This is a genomic window from Spirosoma oryzae (assembly GCF_003002825.1).
Lineage (GTDB): Bacteria > Bacteroidota > Bacteroidia > Cytophagales > Spirosomataceae > Spirosoma > Spirosoma oryzae.
On the sequence record NZ_PVTE01000006.1, the window covers coordinates 156507 to 181934 of the forward strand.

A 25428-nucleotide genomic window follows, 5' to 3' on the forward strand; every position below is an offset into this window, starting at 1 on the left:
AAACCGACAGAACAATAGAATAACTAATGGCAAATCGGTATTTTCTAAAAGTAAATCAGGTTATTCGGGAAACGCCCGATGCCGTAACAATAACCTTCTGGCACCCAATCAGCGAAGAAATTCGGTACCAACCGGGCCAGTTTCTGACCTTCCTGCTCAACATCAACGGTGAAAAGGTGCGTCGTTCCTATTCGATGTCTTCGTCGCCCCATGTCGATGTATCGCTGGCCGTATCGGTAAAGCGGGTCCCCGGCGGACTAGCGTCGAACTATCTCTGCGACCGTATCAAATCCGGCGACATCATCGAAACGCTGGAGCCGATGGGAACGTTTGTGCCGAAACTGGATAGCCAGAATCGCCGGACGTTGCTGCTGATTGGTGCGGGCAGTGGCATTACGCCCTTGTTTTCGATGGCAAAGTCGATGCTGCATACTGAGCCAAACAGCCGGGTGTGGTTGATCTTTGGTAATCGCAATCAGGAGTCGATTATTTACAAAGCGCACCTCGACGCCATGCAACAGGCATACGGCCCATCCCGGTTTCAGGTGACACACGTACTGAGTCAACCCAGTGCGGGCTGGACAGGGCTGGAAGGTCGGTTGAATCAACACTCGCTGACAAAGCTGCTGAGCAACCTCTCGGCCGACGAGCTTCGCACTACGAGCGTGTACATGTGCGGTCCCGATGGCATGATGGCCGAAGCCCGTTCGGCGATGAATATACTGGGTGTTCCGGCGGACCGTGTTTACAAGGAAAGCTTTGCAACGGCGTCGGTACCCGCAGGTGACGTAATCGAAGATCCCGTTTCTGCGGGCGACGAAGGCTCCCCTGAGGTAACGGTATTGTACGAAGGCAGCGAATACAAGTTTGCCGTTGCCCCGCACCAAACCATTCTCGAAGCCGCGCTCGATCTTGATATTGATTTACCTTATTCGTGTCAGGCGGGTATGTGTACGGCCTGTCTGGGTAAATGCACGTCGGGTACCGTCAAACTGGATGAAGAAGACGGCCTGTCCGATGCCGAGTTGAAGGCTGGCTACGTACTGACCTGCGTTGCCCACCCCGTCGGGCGAGATGTCGTTATCGAAATCGACTAACAGCAAGCGGCCCCGGACATCAATCCGGGGCCGTTCTTTTGTAGAGACCGGTGCGCCGGTGCGACGATCCTTCGCGTCTCATTTTATCCGGCAGGTCATTTATCCGGCAAGCGTTCTCTTACTGGGTAGATTAGCTGGCGCGTGCTGAGCCGCAAAGGCCGGTTCGCGCTATGATTGTTAACTGTATGGTTGCGTCGATAAAACCATCCGGTGAATGAGACGCAAAGTATTGCGTCTCTACTGTTTTGGCGGAGTTGGTATAACCGCTTTCCCCTTTATCGCCTTGGGTGGTGTTGCTGGTCGGGCGGGTGCTGCCGGATGTGCCTCGATAGCCGGTGTTGCTGGCCGTGCCGGTCTCATCGGACGTGGCTCGATGGCTGGTGGAGCAGGTGCACCGGGAACAACAACGCCATCAACGACACGGTATTTTTTTGCCGAACGACGAACTGGCTTGCTTGTTATAGCACGTGGCTTGTTCAAGTAGAGTGCCTCATTCGCCATCTCCATCGCCTTTTCAGCTTGTTGGTTAATATTTTCCGCGATTATACCCGACAGTTCGCCTATTTTCTCCGTGTAAGCATACGTGGGTTCCACCAACTTATTTATCGAATCGGCGAGAATCTCCATACGTTGCTGATAGGGAGCGATTTGGTCCGCCATCTGCCCACCTAAATCACCCATTTGACCGCCCAGGTCACCCATTTGGGTTCCTAGTGCATCCATTTGCCTTTCAAGCTGCTCCTGTTGCCGGAGCTTTTGCGCTAGTAGCGATTTGGCTTCTTTCGAGTTTTGGGCTGACAGGCGATCAATGTCAGCCTGTAAGGGCTTTAGCTGACGGGCGAGTTTCATCTGCTTCGTAACCAGTAGCGACTGTTGCGCAACCAGTTTGGTCTGCTGCTCCTGTAAAGCCTGTACGTGTTTCTGATTGCTCGTGTTTTTCAGCGCCAGGTTCTCCATCTCTTTGCTTAGCCGATCAATCGCCGGTTGGCGTTCCGCCATGATCCGGGTCAGTTCATTACTGAGTTGCTCAAGCTGACGCTGCGCCCGCTGTAGCTGGGATGTATCCTGCAAGGCACTTTTTGAACCATCTACGGTCCGAATAGTGATCCATTCGTTGCCCACCTTCACGGAATCGTGTACTTCCACAATAGGCTTTTCTGCTGGGTTATACGAAGCGACTGTTGGAACGGTATCCGGCGATAAGCGAATTTCAGGCGACGCAGCAGCTACAGATACGGCCGGAGAAACCGCTTCTATGGCTTGTTTCGGTGCGTCAATTTTTGTGTTGACAGTGACGTTCGGTTTTGGCGGCTGTGGTTTATCCTGCCGCTGAATGGCGTATACCGATGCGCTGACCAAAAACAGCGTCGCCAGCGTCAACCCGGCCAGACTGCGGTTCGATACCATCGAGCGAGTCGACAGGCCCAGTACCCGCTGAACCCGGTGCAGTAGTAACTGTCGCCGTCCTGCAAAGGCCATGGCCAGCGCGGGGGTACCTACCTGCTCCAGCCGCCGTTCTTCGATGCGGGCCAGTGCATTTGCCAGCGCACGGCCATTGTCGCCACAAACCTGTACGGCCATATCGTCGCAACAATGTTCACGCTCTTCCCGAACCCGCGCCGATAACCACCACAGAGCAGGGTGGAAGAAGTATAGTATTTCGACCACCGATTGCAGCAGGTTGACGGCGTAATCGTTGCGTTTGACGTGGGCCAGTTCGTGCGCCAGTACGGCTTCCAACTCGCGGGGACTTAGTCCCGTTGCCAGTCCGGCGGGGAGCAGTAACATGGGTTTCAGCACACCGATAACCATCGGACCGGTGACCCGCGCCGATTTCCGTACCCGCACTACTGTCCGAAGGTTTAGTACCGCCCGTAACCGGTCGATCATGGCCTGTTCGATCGGCAGGGGCGACCCAATTGCTGAACGACGTAGTTGACGCAGATGCAGCCAGCCACCGGCCAGACGTACACCAAACAGCGCTACGCCAATCAGGTACAAGCAGACAAAATCGCTCAGGTGTGCTTCCAGAAAAAGCAGCGCCTGTTGTGGCCAGGGGAGGGGCCGGGCGCTGATCGACCAACGGAGGGGTAGGGCTGCTACCGTCGTGGCGATACGGCTTGGCTGATAATACCGAACAAACGTAGCTGCCGACACCAGCAGTTGCGCGAATAGCGTAAGTGTGCCGATTCGGTAGCGCAGCAAACTCGATCGATGCCGAAGCAAATGCAGCAGGATGGCCGTTGGTAAGACCAGAGCAAAACCCTGCCAGAGTGCGTGCAGGAGCGTCCAGCCCAGTGCGCGGGCTACCGGACTGTCGAGAAACTCAATCGTTATCATGGTCAAGTTGGTTTAAAAGACGTTTGATCTCATCCAGTTCTTCACGCGATGCTTTGTGCTGCCCCAGCACCTGCATAACCAGCCGCGATGCTGAGCCGCGAAAGGCCGTTTCGACAAACCGGCTGACCAGTCCCCGTTGCGTATCCTCCTCGCTGACGGCCGCCGTGTAGGTGTGCGTTTTACTTGAATCGTCGCGGGAAAGCAGCCCTTTCTCATACATGATCTGCATCAGCTTGAGTGCGGTTGTATACCCTATCTCCCGGTGTTGGCTGAGCTGTTCGTGAACCTGCCGGACCGTGCTTGGCCCGCTTGCCCATAGTACGTGCAGTATTTCCAGTTCGGCATCGGTTGGCTTCATAATTCTATCTACGAATGATTTCGTAGTAAACATATACGATGCTTTTCGTAGATGCAAGTGCTGAACAAAAAAGTTTGCTGGTGGCTTCTTTTATGCATAGGTTAGACGCATCACTTTACCTTTTATGGAACAATTACGTATCCCCACCCGCCCCGAGCGACGGTTTATTGACGAGTCGCTGGAATTGCGCGAATGGGCCGATGTAAAACCGTATTTCGACGCGCTTCGCGATCGTCCGATCAACGATGCTGATGAGTTAAAGCGGTGGTTATTCGATCGGAGCGAACTGGAATCGTATGTATCGGAAGACTTTGCCTGGCGGTACATTCGCATGACCTGCGACACAGCCAATCCGGATCTGGTTGAACGGCTCAATCAGTTCATTGCGGAAATTCAGCCTGCCGTGGCCGTTTATGGCAACGACCTCGATCAAAAGGCCGTCACTAGCCCGTACCTGAGTCAACTTACGGATGAAGGCTACGACATTATGGTTCGGGGCATGCAGCAGGCGATTGCCATTTTTCGGGACGAGAACGTACCGCTGCAAACCGAACTGCAGGCCGAGGAACGGAAATACGGTGCTATTGCCGGGGCCATGATGGTCAGCATCAACGGGCAGGAACTGACGCTTCCCCAGGCTAGCGATCGGCTGGAGTCGACTGAACGAGCTGTTCGGGAAGAAGCCTGGCGGAAAATTGCGCAGCGACGGTACGAAGATCACGCTGTGCTGGATGAATTGTTCGATCGACTGCGTGATCTGCGCCACCAAATCGCGCTCAACGCGGATTTCGCCAATTTCCGCGACTATATGTTTGCCGCGCTGGGTCGGTTCGATTACAGCCCCCAGGATTGTTTCGCATTTCATGATTCCGTAGCGAAAGCCGTAGTCCCCCTGTTGACGCAGCTGGCCCTCGACCGGAAGCAGAAACTTGCCAAAACAGACCCACACCTGTCGGTACTGCGTCCGTGGGACAGTAAAGTGGATAAGGATGGTAAGCCCCCGCTGAAACCATTTGCCACGAGTGATGAACTGATCGACAGGACCATCGCCTGCTTCGACCGACTCGACCGGGAATTGGGCGACGATTTGCGCATCATGCGCGAACTGGGTCACCTCGATCTGGAGTCGCGGAAAGGAAAGGCACCGGGCGGTTACAATTATCCACTGGAAGAAATTGGCGTTCCCTTCATTTTTATGAATGCCACGTCAACGCTGCGCGATCTGGTCACGATGGTACACGAAGGCGGACATGCGGTGCATTCGTTTCTCACCCGGGAACTACCGCTGAAAGCGTTCCGCAACCCGCCGATGGAAGTAGCTGAACTGGCCTCCATGAGTATGGAGCTGCTATCGATGGATCACTGGGACGTATTTTTCGACAATCCGGAAGACCTACGCCGGGCCAAACGGCAACATCTGGAATCAATCATTGAAACCCTGCCCTGGGTGGCGACCATCGACAAGTTTCAGCACTGGGTATACGAGAACCCCGGCCATACGATTGATGAACGACGGGAGAACTGGGTACGTATTTACGACGAGTTTGCCGATGGCGTAACCGACTGGAGTGGTTTTGCGTACTACAAAGAATACTGGTGGCAGCGGCAGTTACACCTGTACGAGGTTCCGTTTTATTACATCGAATACGGTATCGCGCAGCTGGGGGCTATCGGCGTGTGGCGTAACTACCGCCTTGATCCGCAGGCTGGTCTGGACGGGTACAAGCGGGCGTTGAGTCTGGGATACAAAGCGCCGATCCGGTCTATTTACGAAGCGGCCAATGTGCCCTTCGATTTTTCGGCCGATCACATCAACGAACTAATACGCTTCGTCTGGTCGGAAATCGAACAGTTGTAGTGCTGAACTGCGGAATGCCGGGTTGGGCAGCTGCCGTTGATAAAGAAAAATGGGGCGATGCGCCGATGGCTTCCGTCTATTACGTAATTTTGCCAAATCAATTCGCAATCAAGTGACTATGAAACGCATATTTGGTGCTGGTTTACTGGTCGGAGCGGTACTGTCGCTGGCGTCCTGTGATTATCAGAAATACAACACGATTCGGCAGGCCGACTATCGCGCCGGTGATTACAGCAAAACGTACAAGGCCGGTGATCCTGAAGTGTACGGACTTGGCAAAGATTCGGCTGCGGTACAATCGCGTTACAAATACACCCCAAACCCAGCACTGGACGGACGGACGCAAAAGATCCGTGAGAAACTGTTTGGTGCGGGAACGAGCGATCAGGGCGTTTAACTGCTGTACTTGCTATCCTACGGGATAGGTAGTTAATAGAAAGAACAAAAAGCGAGGTATCGGTTAATTTAACCGGTACCTCGCTTTTTAGCGTCGATACAAACCGACTGCTATTTTTTACGTTACTTTGTCCGCTTAAAGTCAGTGGCTTTATAGCACTTTTCAAGTACGAAAGCCGCTTAAAACTGCACAGACGATATGAATATTGCATTAGTTACCGGCTCCGGTGGGTTAATCGGCAGTGAAGCTGTCGCCTTCTTCGCCGATAAGTTCGACCTCATCATCGGCATCGACAACAACATGCGCCAGTACTTCTTCGGCCCTGAAGCCTCTACCCAGTGGAATCAGGACCGGCTGGCCAGTCACTATGCCACTTACGAACACCATACCGCCGACATCCGCGAGGTCAGTCAGCTTGAGCCCATCTTCCAGAAATACGGTTCTGATATCAAGCTGGTACTACACACGGCGGCTCAGCCCTCGCACGACTGGGCGGCCCGCGAACCCTTCACCGATTTTGGGGTCAATGCGGTGGGTACGCTCAACATGCTGGAGATGACCCGGCTACACGCTCCACAGGCCGTATTCATTTTTACCTCTACGAACAAAGTCTACGGCGACAACCCCAACTTCCTGCCGCTGATCGAGACCGAAACACGCTGGGAGATCGATACCAACCATCCGTACTACGAGAACGGTATCGACGAATTCATGAGTCTGGACCATACCAAGCACTCAGTCTTCGGGGCCAGCAAGGTAGCGGCCGACATTATGGTGCAGGAGTACGGTCGGTATTTCGGCATGAACACGGGTGTCTTCCGGGGCGGCTGTCTGACGGGTCCCAATCACTCAGGGGCGCAGTTACACGGCTTCCTGAGTTATCTGATGAAGTGCGCCATCACTGGTACGCAGTACACTATCTTCGGCTACAAGGGTAAGCAGGTGCGTGATAACATTCACAGCTGGGACCTGGTCAATATGTTCTGGCATTTCTACCAGAATCCCCGTCCCGGCGAGGTTTATAACGCGGGTGGTGGCCGGTATGCCAACTGTTCGATGCTGGAAGGAATAGCGCTGTGCGAGGAGATCTCGGGCAATAAAATGAACTACCAGTACTCGGAGACCAACCGTAGTGGTGACCATATCTGGTACATCTCGGACCTGACCAAATTCAAGGCGCATTACCCAGACTGGAATTGGACGTACGATTTGCGCAGCACTATGACCCAGATCCACGACAGCATGGTCGAGCGGTTGGCCATGGTGAAATAAATCCATGCGATACCCGTGAGCCAATTGATACAGTAACGTATAAGCCGAACGGACCCACGCGTGCTCCGTTCGGCTTATCTTTTCTACCGGCCTTGTACCGGACATCAACGAATGCCCCACTTCGATACCTTTCCGACGCTGTATTGGCTGCCCGTTTATGCGTTATGCTGGTTACTGCTATGGGTAGCCATAAAACCGTCGATCAGCAACCGGACATACCTGCTGGCTGCGATCGGGCTGCTTTTCTTGCTGCGGCTACCCAGTATCGTCTTCAACAACGAGATCAATCCCGATGAAAGCCAGATGATAACGCAGGCGCTCACGCTACGGTACGATCCCGTTTACTTTCGCTCGGTCGATGGTACGACGGGGGGGCCGCTAGATAGCTATTTTCTCGTACTGCCGGGCTTATTGGGGATGCCGTTCGACTACATCACGGCACACGTCACAGCCTTCTGTCTGGTGGCTATCTGCCTATGTTTGCTGTTTCAAACCGCCCGGCGCTGGTTTGGCGATCCGGCCGCTCGTATGGCCTTGCTACCGCTGATTTTCACGCTTGGATTGACCCGCAACGGTGATTTTCTGCACTACAACAGTGAACTGATTGCGCTAGTTCTTCTGAGCGCAGGCTACCTGCTTTATGCCCGCCTGCTCAGGCAGGATCGTCCGTCTATTGGCATACTGGTCACCGTTGGGCTCATGCTGGGCATGGTGCCGTTCGGTAAGCTACAGGCTGTACCGCTGGCTGCGGTAGTTGGCCTGTTTGTCGGTATCGACGTGCTGATTCGGCCCACGTTGGCAATCGGTGAGAAGGCGGTTCGGCTGGTTGCATTGGGTGTAAGTGTGGCAGCTTTTCCAATCGCGGTGATTCTGTTGACAAAGACGAACGGTGTATACGACGATTTCATCCGGTTTTATATTGAAGGAAACTTCCGCTACGCCAGCAATACTAACCAACTCGCTAGTTTACTTAGTCTACCACATTTTCTGCGTCGCGGTACTGAGTTTGAATGGCTGGCTTACTTCGCGCTGGTCGTCTGGGTGGCCGGATTGCTTGTGGGGGGTAAGCGGGAGCGGGTAGCATGGCAGGTTAGCGGATTTATTGGTTTGCTGCTGGTTGCAACGCTCTTAGCGATTACCCGAACGGGGTCCGAATATGTCCACTACCTTTATTTCCTGACGGGGCCTATTCTGTTTGGCTTCGCCTATGGCTGGCAACGGCTGAATGTAGGCGGACCGTCGGGCTGGTGGGTCGGACTGGGGGCAACGGCGTTCTTCCTTCTGATTTTTGGAGCGGTTATCATACAACAATACCGGCGCAACGAAGCGCTGAATCCGTACCCATCCGATCAACAGGGGGGCTGGGTTGTGCAGCCTTCCGCCGTATCAAAGATCGTACAACGCTATGCAAAGGCGGGCGAACCACTGGTTGTCTGGGGCTGGCGGTGCGATTATTACGTACAGACGAAAATGCCGCAGGGCGTAGCCGAAAACCACAGTATACGCAGTGCATTTACCCATCCGATGCTGGCCGATTACCAACGACGTTACGTGAGCGATTTTCGCCGGTCGGTGCCGCCGGTATTTGTTGATGCGGTCGGTAGTCAGAACCTGTGGATGACCGATCGTCGGACGCAGGGCCACGAATTGATAAAGCCGTTAGGACAGTTCGTCGCTGATCATTACACGCTTATCGGGCTGGCCAACGATGCGCGCATCTACGTGCGGAATGACCGCCTGAACGCCATTGATGGTCACGGCAATGGCATAAAAACTGCTAACTAATTACTGAACCACTTTCACTATGTGGACTAAGAAAGGACTCGTATACAAACCCGACGGCTCGATGCCGTTCAGTCGTACGCATGCGCAGGTCCCATTTGGCTATCCGATGGGCGATAAGCTACGCGTGTATTTCTCAACCCGCGACGAAAACATCTCGTCGGCAACGTCGTTCGTTGAACTCGATCCTACTGACTTAAGCCGGATTACGTATGTTCACGACAAACCCTGCCTGACGAAAGGGGCGGTCGGTATGTTCGACGATAGCGGAGCAATGCCATCCTGGTTCCTGCCCGTTGGCGATGAAATCTGGCTGTATTATACTGGCTGGAACCGAAGTGATACCGCCAGTTACCGACTGGGTATCGGTCTGGCCATTAGCCGCGACGGTGGCCTGACCTTCGAGCGCAAATACACCGGTCCGTTACTCGATCGGTCGATCTACGACCAGGTCTGGATTGCTCAGCCTTGCGTAATGCGGGAAGAACAGCCCGACGGTAGCGTTCGCTGGCGGATGTGGTATTTGTCGTGTACGAAAATCGAAGTAATCGACGGCCATCCGGAGCCATTCTACGACGTGAAGTACGCCGAATCGACCGACGGTATCAAGTGGGAGCGGACCGGGCACGTGTGTGTCGGATATGATGATTTTACCGATGCTATCGGCCGGCCAACGGTTTATAAAGATGGCGATTTGTACAAAATGTATTTCTCATATCGCAATGCCACGAATTATCGTACCGACGTTCAGCGTAGCTACCGGATCGGCTATGCGGAATCGACCGATGGGATCAACTGGACGCGGAACGACGAGCAGGCGGGTATCGAGCGGTCGCTAGAAGGCTGGGATTCACTCATGATGGATTACTGCCATATCTTCCCGCTACAGCAAGAGTGGGTCATGCTCTACAACGGTAATGGCTTCGGTGCGTCGGGCTTTGGTTATGCTACACAGCCGAAAGAAAACTAAGTCCTTAGCCAGCGGGTTTGCATTTTAACAGGAACGTCTACTTTTGCACTGTCAGCGCGTTCAAGGGGGGAAGGTCAATTTTGGTAGTGAGCTACGTCAGCTTTCGCTAGGCGACAGACCCGGAACTTTGGGGCCGCATCATTAAACAGCAATAAGATGAAAGAAGCAGCGAAATACATTATTAAGGTCGATGCCGAGCTGAAAGACGGAGTAATCGTACCGGAAATCCCATACGAAGAGGTAATGCGGTTGGTCAATGAGCCCAACATCGTTATCGTCAAAACGGGCATCCCCGCTGAAAAACTCACCAAAGTAATCGAGGGAACGCGGGCCTGGGCGGCCGAAACGCCACTGGCTGAAGGCCCCGACACGTTCGATAATAACCAGCATAAACAACGCCTGCACATTGCCAAAATCCAGCAGGCTCCGCAGTTGTTCCACGATCACACGTTCGATGCCATGCTGGACCTCGATGACGAGTTTAAGCAAACGCTGCTGGAGGTATTCAACCCGATGCGTGGTTTCTGGAACAACCTGACCGGTAACAACGAAGAGTTCGGCATTCACAAAGGAGCCCCCTACTTTCACCCGCAGGTGACGCACTACCCACTGGGCGGCAGCTTCTTCGGGCGGCACTGGCACCCGCTGAACCCGCAGAAAGTAGGTATGATTCTGGCCCTCAACCAGTACGGTCGCGAATACAATTCGGGTGGTACGGGGTACGTCATTAACGATCACATCGTTGAAACCGAAGGCTACCAGGATATGGGCGATATGATCCTGTTCCGCTACGATCTGCCCCACTGGGTAAGTCCATCTAGTTTCGCCGACCGATTCAGCTGGGATGATCCGGCCGGGCGCTGGGTGTCGATTTTGCCGTTCTACAACCCCTGGGGAACGCCCGCTGCGAAAGACGAACCACAAGGTTGGAAAACGCAGATTCAGAATGCGAAAGCCGCTACGTCGGAAGCCGCTGTGTAACCTAAAAACAATGTCGTTGGCGGTCTGTTGGCAGCTCTCTGGGCTGTAGCAGACCGCCAACCGCGTTTTGTAACAAGCGTACCAATGCCAAAAGTCAGTGTCCTGATTATTACCTATAATCAGCATAAGTTTATCCGAAAAGCCATCGACAGTGCGTTGGCACAGCAGACCAATTTTCCGATTGAAATATTGGTTGGTGATGATTTTTCGAACGATGGTACCCGTGAGATCATTCAGGAGTACGAACGGCAGCATCCGGGCTTGGTAATCGGGGTACTGCATCCGCGCAACATGGGTAAAAACGGAGGCATCAACTTCCTGGAAACCCTGAAGCTGGCGAAGGGCGAGTACTATGCGCTGATGGACGGTGACGACTACTGGACGAATCCGAACAAGCTTCAGATGCAGGCTGATTTCCTGGATGCCCACCCGGATTATTCGACTGTATTCCACAACGCACTGATTACGTACGAAGATGGTTCGCCGTCGTACGTGCTGAACGAACCCGGTATCAAAGAATCGTATACGGTCGACGATTTGATCGGTGAGAATGAAATCTGGTTCATGGCTACGTCGAGCACGATGTACCGCAACAATATCAAAGAGTATCCGGCCTGGTTCCGTGAGTCATCGAGTGGCGATATTCCCCGCTTAATTCTGAAGGCAAAACTGGGTAAGATCGGGTATATCCCGGAAATCATGTCGGTGTACCGGAAGAATCAGGCCGGAGCCAGCTTCCACGACAATGAGCGCGATGAAGTATTTCTGCGCAATCGCATTCGGATGTACAGCGACATCAACCGGGAACTTGATTTCAAGTACAATCGAACCCTGCGCCGGAATATCGCCCGGTATTATCGAATGATGCTGGACGCCAGACAGTACGAGAAAAGTTACTTCCGGCGGGCACGGCTAGCGATGAAATACCTGTACATGGCGCAGCCCGGCTGGCAGAGTACGAAGGACGTTATCTGGCGTTATCTCCTGCCAAAGCCGATCGCCAGGTTGTACAGCACTCTCCGCTTATTGCCTCACCGGTAGAAATTTCCGGCACATTATACGTATGTTCGTCATCAATAAGTCTGTAAGATACTCATGCCCCTGTTAAAGCTTAGCGTCGTCATTCCCGCTTACAACGAAGAGGAGTCGATTACACCTACGTTGCGATCGCTGTATCAGACGTTGAGTAAATACGGTATTCCGCACGAAATCTGTGTTACCAACGACAATTCAAAAGATGGCACGTTGCGCGTGCTGACCGAGTTGGCCGCTACGGAAATCCCGACGCTGGTGCCGTTTACCAATCCCGGTCCCAATGGCTTTGGCTATGCAGTTCGCTACGGACTGGAACGCTTCACGGGTGACTGTGTCGCCGTATTCATGGCTGATATGTCCGACGATCCGGAAGATCTGGTGCGGTACTATGACAAAATGGTGGAGACCGGTGCCGATGCTGTTTTTGGTTCACGCTGGGAAAAGGGTGGTCAGGTGATCGATTATCCACCGCTTAAGAAATTCATCAACCGTATCGCAAACTTCATTGTGCGGGTGGTTATGGGTATTCGGTATAACGACACGACCAACGCGTTCAAATTGTACAAGCGCGAAACGATCGAAGGAATCAAGCCGTTTCTGTCGCCCCACTTCAACCTGACAGTCGAGCTACCGCTGAAAGCGATTGTTCGGGGCTACAGCTATGAGGTCGTGCCCAACAGCTGGACCAATCGGAAGTACGGGGAATCGAAGCTGAAAATTAAAGAAATGGGTAGCCGGTACTTCTTTATACTGATGTACTGCCTGATCGAAAAATACTTCTCGCAGGGCGATTTTCGCAAGAAAACCGCCAATGCGCCGGCATCGACTGTCAGCCGGTAAAAAGTTCGCGCTAAAACTATACTGCACATGCCTCGCCACACCACACTGTCATTTACACGTCGGTACGCGCCCTTATTCACAGCAGGATGTACCGTTCTGCTATCTGTAGCGATGTGGCCAATGCTGGCTAAGGCCATTGAGCGCAAACCAATCCTGTTGAGAGGATTGGGTAATTTTCAGTTACCGTTGATTGCGGTTGAAATAGGACTGATCATTGGCGCGTCTTTAGTGATCGGCACCGGAATTTCATTCATCATCTGGCTGATGAAGTACGAACCGGTAGCAGAGCAATAGTTGACTATCGGAAATCAACTCACCTTACCGGTGGCTGAAAAAGCCAAGTAAGCCCGGCACCTGATACAGTAATAGTGTTTGCAGAACAGCCCAGAATGCGGCACTCACCAGCATATGGCTCAACAGACGCAGCCGGCCAACGCGAAATGAAACGGCAATAGCCGTACCACCGATCGGCGTCAGGATTAACGGTGTCAGAAAGGCGATACCTGCCATGCCGAATCGTTTCCAGATCCGTACAGCCCGACGCGTCCGCTTTGTAAACCGACGTGGTTTCCGTGAGCGATACCGATCGATAACGGCCTGAATAGCATTGCCAGCAAACGTAACAACGGCGACGCTGAGCATCATGCCCAGCGCGGTGCCCAGGGCCGTCTGTACCCAGGGTACGCCGAGTGCAGCGCCCGTGAGCGGTCCACCGATGAATTTGATGGTGCTGGCAATAATGATCGAAATGAGTTTCCCTACCTGCATGGACCGATTATTTGTCACGGAACAACCGCTTTCGTCGTGGGGTTGTTCTCATTACCTATGCCTGTCATTCACACTGCCTATCCCGGTGCCCCGGCCTACCAGTATAATGGTCATTTACAAACCATCATTCCCAGCCTGACCCGCCGGGTCGAGGGCGTCGCCTACGACCGCGAACGACTAACGCTGTCCGACGATGATTTTGTCGATCTGGACTGGCTTCGGCAAGCCAACGACAAACTGCTTATTCTGACGCATGGGCTGGAAGGGGATAGTCACCGGCAATATATCATGGGAACGGCAAAACTGTTCGCGCAGGCTAACTACGATGTATTGGCCTGGAATTGTCGTTCGTGCAGTGGTACCATGAATAAAGCGTTTCGGCTGTACAATCACGGCGAAATCGGCGATCTGGGCGAAGTAATTCAGCATGCGCTCCGCGTCCATTCGTATCGCGAGATTGTTCTGATGGGCTACAGCATGGGTGGCAATATTATTCTTAAATACCTGGGTGTCCACGGCGCAACGCTGCATCCATCGATCAAACGGGGTATTGCGGTCTCGTCGCCAACGGACCTGGGTGCTAGTGCCCGTCTGCTCGACCGGCCCGGCAATCGATTCTACCGGAATCGGTTCATGAAAAAACTGGTCCGGAAAGTAGCGCAGAAGGCTAATCAGTTTCCGGGACGGCTCGACATGGCCAACTTACGACGGGTGCGGCAGTGGCGCGATTTCGACAATTTCTTTTCCGCACCAGTGAACGGTTACCGCGATGCCGATGATTTTTACGAACAGGCGTCGGCCGTACGGTTCATGCCGGCCATACCCGTCCCGGTCTTACTGCTCAACGCGCAAAACGACCCGTTGCTGTCGCCGGAATGTTCGCCGGCCGATCTGGCAGAAACGCATCCAATGATTTTTCTGGAAACGCCAACATCCGGTGGACACGTCGGTTTTATGGTCAGTCGTGATCTACACACCTATGCCGAACGGCGGGCACTTGCTTTCGCGCAGGGAAGCCTGGACCAACAGTAGTAACCAACCTAATCTCCTGATTCAATGACTATCGTTTATCCCGACGCATACACCCTCAATCCCGGCGATCTCGACTGGCAACCCTTACAGGCGCTGGGAACGGTTGTTCTTTACGACCGGACCTCGCCCGACGAACTTGTTGATCGACTGAAAGAGGCCGACGCGGTATTGGTGAACAAAGTGAAACTGAATCGGGAAACGCTGGCGCAATTGCCTAAACTACGCTACATCGGGGTAACGGCTACGGGCTACGACATCATCGATATGGAAGCTGCTCGCGAGCGAAACATCATCGTAACCAACGTAAAAGGCTACAGCTCCGATTCGGTGGCGCAGCTAACCTTTGCGCTGCTACTGGAACTTGTATTGCATGTAGGACGGCATAGCGAGAGTGTGCATGCGGGTGACTGGGCCAACTCCGCTGATTTCAGTTATACAAAATCACCATTGATTGAGCTAGCCGGAAAAACGCTGGGACTGGTTGGCTACGGCGATATTGGCCGTAAAGTAGCCACTATCGGTCGGGCCTTTGGGATGAATGTGCTGGTTAACCGGCGTAACGCGGCAAATGGAGAAGAAGGTATTACGCTGGTAGACCGTAGGCACTTGTTTTCCCAAAGCGACGTGGTTTCGCTTCACCTGCCCGCCACGCCGGACACAATCGGTTTCGTCGACGCTGACCTGCTGGCGCTCATGAAGCCGACAGCTTATCTGATCAACACGAGTCGGGGGACATTATTGAACGAAATCGATGTGGCGCAGGCGCTGAACGCTGGTAAACTGGCCGGCGCAGGCTTGGATGTACTGTCTGTAGAGCCCCCCAAAACGGATAACCCGCTGCTCACGGCTCAGAATTGCGTGCTGACACCGCACATTGCCTGGGCCAGCTACGAAGCGCGTGTCCGGCTCATGCAGGGCGTTGTGGCTAATTTAAAAGCATTTCAGAACGGAACCCCAGTCAATGCAGTGTAACTATACACTGGCTATTCGAATCAGATCCTGAATTTGGTTGATTACCGTCGCATTCTCCGGCATGTCTATATCCTGTCCGACTACCTGATAACCTGTCAGCAATAAATGTGCGTTTGGGAACGCTTTCACCATACGATCGACGTAAGGCTGTACTTCGTGGTTAGATGGTACTGATGTAAAGGCTGAGAAGATGTAATCGGGCCGATGAACGTTGTAAGCAAACTCCAGTTCGCTGAAGGGCAGACTTTGACCCAGATAGATGACCCTATTGTAGCGTGCCCGAATGATGTAGCTGGCGAACAGCAGGCTGATTTCGTGTAACTCGCCTTCTGGCAAAAACAGCATATACGTCTTGCCGTTAGGCCGCTGTTTGCTCACCTGCCCGTCGATAGCGACAATGATCTTCTGGCGAATCAGATTGCTGATAAAATGCTCCTGAGCCGGTCCGACCGAACCCGTCACCCACAACGTACCCAACCGGCTGAGGAATGGGTATACGATGTTGATAATCGTGTTCTCGAAACCAAACTGAAGGATATTCGTGCTGATGATCTTCTCGAACCGATCCTCGTCCAGATCGATCATGGAGATTGTCAACGCGTGGATCTGATCAGGGTAGTTGAGCTGACGATCAGAAATCTTGACGACCTCCTTGTTCATCTCTTCGAGCGATAGCTTCGATATCTCCGAGATCTTGTAGCCGTGATCCTTCAGCAAGGCGATGTTAAGCACAAGCTTGAGGTCTCGGTCGTCGTACGTACGGATATTCGTGTCCGTGCGTTTCGGCGCGATGATGTTGTAGCGCTGTTCCCAGATGCGAAGCGTGTGCGCTTTGATGCCGGACAGCTGTTCGAGGTCTTTTATCGAATAATTACTCATGAAATAACGTGCACCAACAATGACTTATATGGGGGTTATCAAGCCGTTGGGTGCCCGTTGAACAGCGACAAGCGCGAGCCGCAAAAAGCATCCCCACTGGTTAGCAAATACCCTGCTAATATATGGACTATAACAATAAAAAACGATACTTTGTTTAATGTTTCAGGATATATGCTTTAACAAAACCACTCGTTTTACGACTAAGTGAGGTAACTACCGCAAAGTTGCTTGTTGCTAGTGGGGGTAAAAACGAAAAAGCCCCCCGAATGCTGGGAGGCTTTTTTCTACTAAGGGTGAAAGACGGGGCTCGAACCCGCGACCTTCGGAACCACAATCCGACGCTCTAACCAACTGAGCTACAATCACCGTTTTGGGATTGCAAAGGTAGTGACAAGTTGACGAAAATAGAAAGCGAGAAGCGAGATTTTTTTTAACTATCTTCTCGCTTCCCCAGTTCGCCTGCTAGCTGGCTGCCTGCTTACCTTCCTGGTAACGGGCATTGGCAGCATTCCAATCGACTACATTGAAATAAGCCGCAATATAATCCGGGCGCTTGTTCTGGTACTTCAGGTAATAAGCGTGCTCCCACACGTCGAGACCGATAATCGGGAAACCTTTGACCTCCGCTACGTCCATGAGCGGGTTGTCCTGGTTCGGCGTCGAGGTTACCGCCAGTTCACCTTCTTTATTGACAATCAGCCATGCCCAGCCTGAGCCGAACCGGGTCGTTGCTGCTTTGGTAAACTCTTCTTTGAACGCATCAAACGAGCCGAATTTTTTGTCGATCGCTTCTGCCAATTCACCCGTTGGCTGACCGCCACCGTTACCCGAAAGTGTATTCCAGAACAGTGTGTGGTTGTAGTGCCCACCCCCGTTGTTCCGAACCGCAACCGGAGCCTGACTAACCGACTTCAGCAGGTCTTCGATCGACTTACTGTCCATATCCGTACCGGAAATGGCGTTGTTGAGATTCGTTACGTAGGCGTTATGGTGCTTATCATGGTGAATCTCCATGGTTTGCTTGTCGATGTGGGGTTCCAGAGAATCGCTGGGGTAGGGCAGTGGATCTAGTACGAATGCCATTGAATGAATGAGTTATATGGGAAATCGTTCGGAGGGATTAACACGCCCCTTTTCGTTTATGTTCTTAAGCCCCGGAAAAACTTCGTCAACAAGGCCTGACTCTCGTCGGCCAGGATACCCGTTTCGATACGGGTTTTGGGGTGAAGCAGCGGTGGGCTAATCCGGCTGTGTCCCCGTTTGGGATCTGGTGCGCCAATGACGAGACGACCCAGTTGGGCCCAGTAGAGCGCGCCTGCGCACATCACACAAGGTTCAAGTGTAACATACAAGGTACAATCGGTGAGGTATTTACCGCCGAGGTACTGGGCGGCTGCGGTTAGGGCAAGCATTTCAGCATGTGCTGTAACATCACCCAACTGCTCCGTCTGATTGCGCCCCTTGCCAATGATTCGATTGCGACTGACTACGACCGCACCGACGGGAATCTCGCCGTCGTCGGCGGCTTCCTCTGCCAGGCCCAGCGCAATTTCCATAAAGTATTCGTCGGGGAGCATGAAAGAAGATAGACAAAAGATAAAAGAAGAAAGATAGGAGAGGATAGACACAAGAGAAGAGACTTGCTACACCAGCGTCTTTCTTCTTTCGTCTATCCTCTTTCGTCTACCAGTTACTGTTTCAGGATTCGCCGGACAAGCTGCCGGTCGCCAATCTGTATCCGAAGCAGATACGTACCAGCGGGCTGCTGATTGACATCCAGCGTTGTTTGCCGGGAGCGGGTCGTTTGATTGAGCACCGGCCGACCGCTGGCATCATGCAGGGTCAGTATGGCCGGATCGCGCAGCAGCGAAACGTCGATGTCGACCGTTAGCGTTGCACCAGTTGGAACGGGATATATGTTGACGAGTGGGCCCAGCGATGGGTCTTCGACGCCCAGCACTTTCTGCACCGTAACAACGGCCGACCCCGATACGGTCGTGCCTACCCCGCAATTGTTACTGACGCCTGTGAGTCGGTACGTGGTGGCGCGGGCCGGTAGAACCTCCAGCGTATATGGTGAACTGGCTGCAGTAACCGTATACGAACGCAGACTGTCGGCGTAGGTAGCTGTCCAGGGAGCTTCCCCACCAAATGTTAGCGTCAGCGTGGCGGGAGAGCCTTCATAAATCGACTGTGTACCGGTAAGTGTTGCTGTTGCCCGTGCTCGTACGGTCAGGATCGACGGGCTGTTACTGCCCGTGATGCCAACGCTGGGATTCGAACCTTTCACCCGAACGTAGTACTGTCCCGCCGTCAGCGTCAACGGAGTAACAGCAGTTACGACGCTACCGGTCGTGCCGTTGGGCGATACCCTGATCTTGCGACTCGTATCAGCTACGCTGACCAGTTCGGCCGTAAACAGGTTGCCTGCTGTGAATTGTCCCGTCGTTGTAAACGGCACGGCAAATGAACTGCCCGCGCAAACCGTCGACGTTTGCAGGGCGCTGGTAGTAATGACCGGAACGCGCACGGTGATGGTAGCGGTTGCTGGGTTACCGGGCAGACCAACCCCACAACTGTTGGCAACCGAAACGATCTGATAAGTGGTGTTGCCGCGCGGTAGCACGTAAATCGTCGTGTCGTTCGTTCGGCTGATACCGCTATATCCGTCTGTCAGCGTGTAGCTGAAGGGTGGTGCACCGGTAAAACTCAGCTTAACGGGGGCCAGCGTGCCCAGATTAACTTCGCCAGCACCGTTTAATGCCAGCGTCGGTGCTACGTTGACGACAACCCGGATGGTCGCCCGTGAACTGTAGCAACCATTCGAACCGATCTGGTACACGTAGAAGGGATCACCGCCTGCCACTACGTTGCTGTTGAGTGTTGAGGGGGTGGGGGCTTCCACCGATGTATTATTATAGGGATTAATCCAGCGCAGGCTGGCACCAGTGGCCGCTGTAGCCTGAAGGGGGGCGGCTGTCGTGTTGATGCAGTACGTGACCAGGGGTGTTGTGACGGTCGGGGCAGGAGTACTGTTGACGGCGACCTGTAGTGTAGCCCGGCCACCTTCGCAGCCATTTACCGTTTGACTAACCTGATAGGTGTAGGTGCCGACCTGTGTAACCGGGGGCGTAGGGGCCGACTGAAACGGATTGCCGTCGGTATTGTACCAGCGCAGGTTATCGCCCGACGCGGTCAGGGGACCAACGTTCTGCGCAGGCTGATCCTGCGTAGGTTGGCAGTACGACAGATTGGCAACACCGGGCTGACCGGGTAGCGGCTTGATGGTCACGGTCAGCGCTGCTTTCTGCTGACTTTCACAGCCATCCACGGTTTGCGTGGCCTGATAGGTTTGTGTACCGACCGCGCCCGTTGGTGGTGTGGGCGCACCGGAGAGTGCTGTCCCGGCTGCATCGTACCATTTGATGGCGTTGCCGATCGCAGTTAGTTGCTGCGATTTTTCGTTATTACAATACGCGACGGCCGTTACGGTTGGAATCTCTGGGGTTGGCTTTACAGTCACGGCAATAGCCGATCGACTTGCTGATTCGCACCCATCTAGCGTTTGGCTGACGTAGTAGTTGGTTGTACCCACTGTTGACGATGAAAGAGTGGGTGTTACAGTTGTACTGGTACCGCCTGTAGCGCTGGCACCATACCAGAGCAGGGTGGCACCAGTGACCGGTGTCGCTGTTAAGCCGGGTAAAGCAGTGGCATTCTGGCAGAAGGACAACGCGTTGATTGCATCGGGCTGTGCGGGCGTTGTCTTTACCGTAACCGTTATACCAGCCCGGTCACTGACACAGCCATTCGTCGTTTGCGTGACATAGTAGGTTGTTGGCCCGGTACTGCTCGTTAACGGTACGGTAGCGGTTGAGTTGCCAGTGCTGCCAGTCTGGTTTGCACCATACCAGAGCAGTGCAGTTCCGGTCGCTGACAGCGGCTGAGCCGATGCACCCTGACAGTAGGTCGGGCCGGTAGCCGCGACGGTAGGCATGGCCGGAACTGCATTGACCGTCACAGTCAGTGTTGCTTTACTGCTTTCGCAATCGTTGACCGTCTGACTAACGGAAAACGATGTTGCGCCAGTGGCCGTCACCGATGGGGTTGGTGCCGTCGTTGACGGGGTACTGCTGTTCGGGCTATACCAGTTGATCGTTCCCGTCACGCCCGACGCGGTCAGTGCGTTTGCCGACCGATTCTGACAGAGCGACAGATTCGTGACGCTGGGGGTAGCCGGCGTAGGTTTGACCGTTACGCTGATCGATGCCCGTGGACTTTCACAGTTCCCAACCGTCTGACTGACATAATACGTGCCTGAGGATGTGGTGCTGGGGACGGTAGCTGTAGACGATGAGGTTCCCCCCGTCGAATTGGTACCATACCAGTTTAGTGTGCCACCCGTTGATGCCGTAGCGGATAACGGAGCAGCGGTCTGACCGGGGCAGTAACTGGCCGCCGGCGAAACGACGCTGGGTGCTGACGGAGAAAGAATGGTAACCGAAATGGCCGTACGGCTACTCTCGCACTTACCCCGCGCCTGACTGACATAATAGGTTGCTGAATTCTGGTTGTCGGGTATAGGAGCTGTCGACGAAAAAGTACCTCCGCTGGCAGTCGTTCCGTACCATCGTAGCGTGGCACCAGCAGCGGCTGTTGCTGTGAGGGGGGACAAGGTCGCCCCCCGGCAGAAAGACAACGATAACGACGATGGGATACTGGGCGCAGGAGGTGTACCATTTACGGTAACGGTAAGTGGCGCACGGGCGCTTTCACAGGTTCCCAACATCTGACTGACGTAGTACTGCAACGTGTCAGCTTGTTTCGTATCCGGAGTAGGTGCAATGGACGAAGGCGTTCCCCCTGTAGCAGTGGTATACCAGTTTAACGTAGCGCCATTAACCGGCGAAGCTGATAGGGGTACTGCTGTCTCGCCTATGCAATAAGCTACGGGAAGGCTGGTAACGCCGGGCGCGCTGGGGGTATTCGAAATCGTGAGTCCCGCTGTGTTGCTACTCGTCTTCACCGGGGCGGTTGACGAAATCACGCGCACCTGATAACCAGTGCCAGCGGCTACTCCACTCAAAATCGTTGCTGAAATGGTCCGTGTCGTAGCTGTAGTCGCGCTGGATGCGGCTGTCAGCGTACCGATGTTCGTTGCCGAGGAACTAAACGCGCCCGATGCGTCCGACAGTTGTGCCGTAAACGTATTGGTTGAGCCAAACGAACCTGTCGTGGTAAATGGAACAGATATGACCGTGGCTTTACCAGTACAGACGGCAGCGGGTGAGAGTGTTCCAACCGTGATCGTCTGTGCCAGTCCGCTTAGCGGCAGCCCTAAACTACACGATACCAGAACGAGGAAACAGTGAAATAAAAATCGTTGCATAGAGTTGAAGTTCCTGGTTGGTAAAGGTAATGTATTTGTAAATTAGCCACAGAAGATAGTACTCAGGCTACAAATTATAGAAACATTCGCGCAACAAAAATGCCACACGCAAGCGGTGGCATTTTTGTTTGTGTCGATCAGCTTATTCCGGGATAATAGCGCTGTAGATCGTTTCGTGGATGCGCCGACGTAGCTTCGTCGTGTTGATGGAGTTGTTGCCCGCTGTCGGATAAATCCGGTTCGACAGGAAGACAAAAACAAGCTCCTGATCCGGGTCGACCCAAACGACGTTACCCGTGAAGCCTGTGTGACCGAACGAACGGGGCGACGCCTGCTCAGCCAGGTATACGCTACTCGTGCTTTCGGGATTCGGTTTGTCCCAGCCAAGTGCTCGGTGACTGCGGTTGCTTAACGTCTGGGTGAAGAAAGGCACGGTCATGGGCTGAAAGATACGCACGTCACCGTACAGGCCCTTCTGCAAATTCATCTGTAGCAGCGTGGCAATGTCGTGGGCGTTGCCAAACAAACCAGCATGCCCCGATATACCGCCCTGCACAGCTGCCATCTGATCGTGAACCGTTCCGACCAGGAGCTGATTCCGGTAGTAGGTATCCTGCTCGGTGGGCGCACAGTGCGGATTCTTTAGTCGCTGCAATGGCGTAAAGCCAAGCTGATGCAGGCCCAGCCGTTTGTACACATTGTCGGTAACGAAACGGTCGAGCGGTTGAAGGCTGATACGCTCGACGATTTTCTGTAGCGTCAGGAAATTCAGGTCGCTGTATACGTAAGCGGGCTTACCAGTTTCGTCCAGTTTACGCGACATCGGTGATTGTACCACCCATTTCCAGACGGAATCTTTCAGGGCGGGCGTTGCCCAAAGCGTCGGCGCTATCTGCAAGGTGTGCAGGCTGTCACGCGCGGTACCGTAGTATTCTGTTTTCAATCCACCGCCCGGTGTCCGGGTACGATCCCAGGTTGTCGGATAGTACGAGACCATGCCCGACTGATGCCAGAGCAAATCCTGAAGGGTAATGTTCTGTTTGTTGGTGCCGCGCAGTTCGGGCAGGTAAAACGACGCTTTCTGGTTCAGGTCGATTTGCTTGCGGTCGTAGAGTACCATCACGCTCTGCAACGTTGCCAGCACTTTCGTCAGCGAGGCCAGATCGTAGAGCGTTTCGTCGGTGACTTTTTCGGCGTTGGGGGCATAGGTTAGGCGACCGAAGTTTTTGCTGTAAACGATCTTACCTCGCCGTGCCACCAGAATTTCGCAGCCCGGCACAACCCGATCGCGCACGGCATTCTGCGCCAGCTGATCGATCTTGGCCAGCGTTGCCGACTTCATGCCCACACTTTCGGGGGCACCAGTCGATAGACGACCCGCCGGATTGAGTCGTTCGCCAGAACCCATCGTCAGTGCTCCCGTCGATACCGGCAGCATGCCATGTGAACCCAGGCCACCGAACAGCACCTGCGGCACGACCTGCTCCATCTCATCGAAATCCTGGTAAGCGCAAACCAGGGCGTCGGCTGAGCCCAGTTGAGAAAGGCTATAGGGCGAGCCAAAGGCCGTCACGATTACTTGCTTGCCGCGTTGTTTGAGCCGGTTGATGAGATCGAGCGATCCTTTCGTGATGCCGAACTTACGGTAGGCCGATTCGCTCATATGGTGAAAGCTCACCACCACCGTACTGGCCGAGTCGACACTAGCCAGGATCTGATTCACGGCCGCATCGGTCAGGTTACGATCGGTGTAGGCCAGTGTTTCAACAGGTGCGTATTGGTTGAGCGTTCGCTGGAAGGTGTTGCCCGCTTCCGCACCAATAGCGACCGATGCCAGCCGAAGCGAGTCGAGCCGATTCAGCGGCAGCAGGTTGTTCCGGTTATTTACGACCGTGACCGACTGTTCGCAGAGTTCCTGTTTCAGCAACTGAGCCTCGGGTGAGTTCAGGTCGTTGGCCAGGTTTGTCAGGTCAATCGGCTTGTACTTACTTAAGCCTGCCCAGTACTTGGCCCGCAGTATTTTCTTGACTTTTTCGTCGATGAACGCCTGCGAAATCTGCCCCTGATGCACAGCGTTCAAAATGTTGAGCGTGGCGTCGTGTACGTTCTCAGGATAAAGCAGAATATCATTTCCCGCCATCAGCGCCCGCAGATTCACGTCGAGCGCCTTGCTCGACTGATGAATGCCGCCCATGTTGAGCGCATCGGTGAAGACAAGCCCCCGAAAGCCCAGTTCTTTCTTGAGCAGTTCGGTTACAATTTTTTCGGACAGCGTTGCCGCCAGTGCGGGGGTGTTGTCGATATGCGGAACGTGCAGATGCCCCGTCACGACGCCCATCAGACTGTCGGCAATCAGCTTACGGAACGGATACAAATCAATTTCGCGCATCTGATCCGACGACCGGCTGATCGTCGGCAGCGAATTATGCGAATCGACGTTTGTATCGCCATGACCGGGGAAATGCTTGGCAGTGGCAATCACGTGTGTCTGTTGCAGACCACGCATGTAAGCCGACGCCTTCAACGCGACGTTTTCCTTCGACTCCCCAAACGACCGTACCCCGATTACCGGATTGGCCGGGTTACTGTTGATGTCGGAAACGGGCGCGAAGTTGATGTGAATACCCAGCCGCTGACATTGCCGACCGATTTCCGCCCCCATGCGGTAGATCAGCTCATTGTCGCGGATAGCGCCCAGCGCCATCTGCTTCGGGAAGTCCATCGCGCTGTCGAGCCGCATACCAAGGCCCCACTCGCCGTCGATCCCGATCAGGAGTGGTACTTTCGAGGCTGCCTGGTAGCGATTGGTCAGGAGTGCCTGCCGGTGCGGACCACCCTGAAAGAAAATCAGCCCGCCAATATTGTTGTTGCGGATCAGGTGATCGATGTACTGATAGTGATTATCGCTGCGGTTGGAGAACGTAGCAACCATGAAAAACTGCCCGATTTTCTGCTCCGGTGTCAGCGTTTGGAACACACTATCGACCCAGTGATTACCGCTGTCGGGCAGGTTAAACACCTCAACAGGACGAGCATGCGCGTAAAATTTGCGAATAACCGGCTTCAACCCCGACACGGGCAGCTTGCCCTTGTTACGGATTGGCAATATGTTGTGCCACGAAAGAAGCCCCGGCCGGGAGAGACCGAAAGCAGTCAATAAACTGACGGACAGCAGACCGAGAAGTAAAATCGGTCGGGTCGTGTTGTTCCGCATGGTACTCAAAAAAGCAAACGGTACGAAAAGATAAGCTCAGCAGACAAGGTCGATTGGCTAAACCATAAAATTAGCCAACGTCTATTTTAAAGCATAGGCGCTGTTAGAATTGTTTAATTTTTTACCGGTATAATAACGATCAGCGCAAGATTTAGTGCTGTAAAGTGCAGTTTACCCGGACTATTTTTCGTTAGCTGCACAAAACAGGCCAACACACATGTTCCGATCGACGTATGAATAGTCG

20 protein-coding genes and 1 tRNA gene are annotated in these 25428 nt (G+C 53.8%); 12 read left to right on the plus strand and 9 right to left on the minus strand.

The genetic code is table 11. The features are described 5' to 3' along the window. Positions 1 to 26 precede the first annotated feature (26 nt). Positions 27 to 1097 (plus strand): ferredoxin--NADP reductase, encoded by a 1071-nt coding sequence (locus CLV58_RS08745; RefSeq protein ID WP_106137413.1) that lies wholly within the window; start codon positions 27 to 29, stop codon positions 1095 to 1097. Between the two features lie 237 nt (positions 1098 to 1334). Here CLV58_RS08745 and CLV58_RS27995 read toward each other — a convergent pair whose 3' ends face one another. Further along, positions 1335 to 3437: a M56 family metallopeptidase gene (locus CLV58_RS27995; RefSeq protein WP_146141394.1), complete on the minus strand. Its 2103-nt coding sequence runs from the start codon at positions 3435 to 3437 to the stop codon at positions 1335 to 1337. Next, positions 3424 to 3795, minus strand: a complete 372-nt coding sequence (locus CLV58_RS08755) for a BlaI/MecI/CopY family transcriptional regulator (protein ID WP_106137414.1) — start codon at positions 3793 to 3795, stop codon at positions 3424 to 3426. Before CLV58_RS08755 ends, CLV58_RS27995 begins: the two co-directional genes overlap by 14 nt. Positions 3796 to 3919: 124 nt before the next feature. On the opposite strand from CLV58_RS08755, the gene CLV58_RS08760 reads away from it, so the two are divergent. The 9 genes from CLV58_RS08760 to CLV58_RS08800 all read left to right on the plus strand — a co-directional run bounded on the left by CLV58_RS08760 (position 3920) and on the right by CLV58_RS08800 (position 13224). Next, on the plus strand, positions 3920 to 5653 hold the full coding sequence (locus CLV58_RS08760; protein WP_106137415.1) for a M3 family oligoendopeptidase: 1734 nt from the start codon (positions 3920 to 3922) through the stop codon (positions 5651 to 5653). Between the two features lie 118 nt (positions 5654 to 5771). After that, on the plus strand, positions 5772 to 6050 hold the full coding sequence (locus CLV58_RS08765) for a hypothetical protein (protein ID WP_106137416.1): 279 nt from the start codon (positions 5772 to 5774) through the stop codon (positions 6048 to 6050). A 198-nt stretch (positions 6051 to 6248) separates the two neighbouring features. Beyond that, on the plus strand, positions 6249 to 7322 hold the full coding sequence (locus CLV58_RS08770) for an NAD-dependent epimerase/dehydratase family protein (protein ID WP_106137417.1): 1074 nt from the start codon (positions 6249 to 6251) through the stop codon (positions 7320 to 7322). A gap of 111 nt (positions 7323 to 7433) precedes the next feature. Further along, positions 7434 to 9107, plus strand: a complete 1674-nt coding sequence (locus CLV58_RS08775) for a hypothetical protein (RefSeq protein WP_106137418.1) — start codon at positions 7434 to 7436, stop codon at positions 9105 to 9107. A gap of 19 nt (positions 9108 to 9126) precedes the next feature. Beyond that, on the plus strand, positions 9127 to 10074 hold the full coding sequence (locus CLV58_RS08780; protein ID WP_106137419.1) for a glycoside hydrolase family protein: 948 nt from the start codon (positions 9127 to 9129) through the stop codon (positions 10072 to 10074). 156 nt (positions 10075 to 10230) lie between these two features. Continuing rightward, positions 10231 to 11055 (plus strand): hypothetical protein, encoded by an 825-nt coding sequence (locus CLV58_RS08785; RefSeq protein ID WP_106137420.1) that lies wholly within the window; start codon positions 10231 to 10233, stop codon positions 11053 to 11055. Between the two features lie 84 nt (positions 11056 to 11139). Beyond that, the gene (locus CLV58_RS08790) at positions 11140 to 12096 is read left to right on the plus strand and encodes a glycosyltransferase family 2 protein (protein WP_106137421.1); all 957 of its coding nucleotides are present in this window, start codon (positions 11140 to 11142) and stop codon (positions 12094 to 12096) included. A gap of 54 nt (positions 12097 to 12150) precedes the next feature. Continuing rightward, positions 12151 to 12930 carry a glycosyltransferase family 2 protein gene (locus CLV58_RS08795; RefSeq protein ID WP_106137422.1) on the plus strand — a complete coding sequence of 260 codons (780 nt, stop codon included), beginning with the start codon at positions 12151 to 12153 and terminating at the stop codon, positions 12928 to 12930. A gap of 27 nt (positions 12931 to 12957) precedes the next feature. Continuing rightward, a complete protein-coding gene (locus CLV58_RS08800) occupies positions 12958 to 13224 on the plus strand; it encodes a hypothetical protein (RefSeq protein ID WP_146141395.1) in 267 nt (88 codons plus the stop codon). A 24-nt stretch (positions 13225 to 13248) separates the two neighbouring features. On the opposite strand, the gene CLV58_RS08805 is transcribed toward CLV58_RS08800, so the two are convergent. Continuing rightward, positions 13249 to 13698 carry a hypothetical protein gene (locus CLV58_RS08805; protein ID WP_106137424.1) on the minus strand — a complete coding sequence of 150 codons (450 nt, stop codon included), beginning with the start codon at positions 13696 to 13698 and terminating at the stop codon, positions 13249 to 13251. 57 nt (positions 13699 to 13755) lie between these two features. Between CLV58_RS08805 and CLV58_RS08810 the strand changes: the two genes are divergently transcribed. Then, entirely contained in the window at positions 13756 to 14730 is a 975-nt protein-coding gene (locus CLV58_RS08810) for a YheT family hydrolase (RefSeq protein WP_106137425.1), read from the plus strand. Between the two features lie 24 nt (positions 14731 to 14754). Then, positions 14755 to 15702, plus strand: a complete 948-nt coding sequence (locus CLV58_RS08815; protein ID WP_106137426.1) for a D-2-hydroxyacid dehydrogenase — start codon at positions 14755 to 14757, stop codon at positions 15700 to 15702. On the opposite strand, the gene CLV58_RS08820 is transcribed toward CLV58_RS08815, so the two are convergent. From CLV58_RS08820 to CLV58_RS08845, 6 genes are all read right to left on the minus strand, one after another. Continuing rightward, positions 15703 to 16581 (minus strand): MerR family transcriptional regulator, encoded by an 879-nt coding sequence (locus CLV58_RS08820; protein WP_106137427.1) that lies wholly within the window; start codon positions 16579 to 16581, stop codon positions 15703 to 15705. Positions 16582 to 16872: 291 nt separating this feature from the next. Further along, positions 16873 to 16948 (minus strand) — tRNA-His (locus CLV58_RS08825). Positions 16949 to 17043: 95 nt separating this feature from the next. Further along, positions 17044 to 17664 carry a superoxide dismutase gene (locus CLV58_RS08830; protein ID WP_106137428.1) on the minus strand — a complete coding sequence of 207 codons (621 nt, stop codon included), beginning with the start codon at positions 17662 to 17664 and terminating at the stop codon, positions 17044 to 17046. Positions 17665 to 17720: 56 nt separating this feature from the next. Then, complete coding sequence (locus CLV58_RS08835) at positions 17721 to 18158, minus strand: nucleoside deaminase (RefSeq protein ID WP_106137429.1); 438 nt, start codon at positions 18156 to 18158, stop codon at positions 17721 to 17723. 113 nt (positions 18159 to 18271) lie between these two features. Beyond that, complete coding sequence (locus tag CLV58_RS08840; RefSeq protein ID WP_106137430.1) at positions 18272 to 21970, minus strand: Ig-like domain-containing protein; 3699 nt, start codon at positions 21968 to 21970, stop codon at positions 18272 to 18274. Positions 21971 to 22112: 142 nt separating this feature from the next. After that, positions 22113 to 25184 carry a serine hydrolase domain-containing protein gene (locus tag CLV58_RS08845; protein ID WP_106137431.1) on the minus strand — a complete coding sequence of 1024 codons (3072 nt, stop codon included), beginning with the start codon at positions 25182 to 25184 and terminating at the stop codon, positions 22113 to 22115. Between the last annotated feature and the right edge of the window lie 244 nt (positions 25185 to 25428).

Bases quoted from the DNA above. Each gene is read 5' to 3' on its own strand.
- CLV58_RS08745 (WP_106137413.1), top strand. From the start codon at position 27: ATGGCAAATCGGTATTTTCTAAAAGTAAATCAGGTTATTCGGGAAACG.
- CLV58_RS27995 (WP_146141394.1), bottom strand. From the start codon at position 3,437: ATGATAACGATTGAGTTTCTCGACAGTCCGGTAGCCCGCGCACTGGGC.
- CLV58_RS08755 (WP_106137414.1), bottom strand. From the start codon at position 3,795: ATGAAGCCAACCGATGCCGAACTGGAAATACTGCACGTACTATGGGCA.
- CLV58_RS08760 (WP_106137415.1), top strand. From the start codon at position 3,920: ATGGAACAATTACGTATCCCCACCCGCCCCGAGCGACGGTTTATTGAC.
- CLV58_RS08765 (WP_106137416.1), top strand. From the start codon at position 5,772: ATGAAACGCATATTTGGTGCTGGTTTACTGGTCGGAGCGGTACTGTCG.
- CLV58_RS08770 (WP_106137417.1), top strand. From the start codon at position 6,249: ATGAATATTGCATTAGTTACCGGCTCCGGTGGGTTAATCGGCAGTGAA.
- CLV58_RS08775 (WP_106137418.1), top strand. From the start codon at position 7,434: ATGCCCCACTTCGATACCTTTCCGACGCTGTATTGGCTGCCCGTTTAT.
- CLV58_RS08780 (WP_106137419.1), top strand. From the start codon at position 9,127: ATGTGGACTAAGAAAGGACTCGTATACAAACCCGACGGCTCGATGCCG.
- CLV58_RS08785 (WP_106137420.1), top strand. From the start codon at position 10,231: ATGAAAGAAGCAGCGAAATACATTATTAAGGTCGATGCCGAGCTGAAA.
- CLV58_RS08790 (WP_106137421.1), top strand. From the start codon at position 11,140: ATGCCAAAAGTCAGTGTCCTGATTATTACCTATAATCAGCATAAGTTT.
- CLV58_RS08795 (WP_106137422.1), top strand. From the start codon at position 12,151: ATGCCCCTGTTAAAGCTTAGCGTCGTCATTCCCGCTTACAACGAAGAG.
- CLV58_RS08800 (WP_146141395.1), top strand. From the start codon at position 12,958: ATGCCTCGCCACACCACACTGTCATTTACACGTCGGTACGCGCCCTTA.
- CLV58_RS08805 (WP_106137424.1), bottom strand. From the start codon at position 13,698: ATGCAGGTAGGGAAACTCATTTCGATCATTATTGCCAGCACCATCAAA.
- CLV58_RS08810 (WP_106137425.1), top strand. From the start codon at position 13,756: ATGCCTGTCATTCACACTGCCTATCCCGGTGCCCCGGCCTACCAGTAT.
- CLV58_RS08815 (WP_106137426.1), top strand. From the start codon at position 14,755: ATGACTATCGTTTATCCCGACGCATACACCCTCAATCCCGGCGATCTC.
- CLV58_RS08820 (WP_106137427.1), bottom strand. From the start codon at position 16,581: ATGAGTAATTATTCGATAAAAGACCTCGAACAGCTGTCCGGCATCAAA.
- CLV58_RS08830 (WP_106137428.1), bottom strand. From the start codon at position 17,664: ATGGCATTCGTACTAGATCCACTGCCCTACCCCAGCGATTCTCTGGAA.
- CLV58_RS08835 (WP_106137429.1), bottom strand. From the start codon at position 18,158: ATGCTCCCCGACGAATACTTTATGGAAATTGCGCTGGGCCTGGCAGAG.
- CLV58_RS08840 (WP_106137430.1), bottom strand. From the start codon at position 21,970: ATGCAACGATTTTTATTTCACTGTTTCCTCGTTCTGGTATCGTGTAGT.
- CLV58_RS08845 (WP_106137431.1), bottom strand. From the start codon at position 25,184: ATGCGGAACAACACGACCCGACCGATTTTACTTCTCGGTCTGCTGTCC.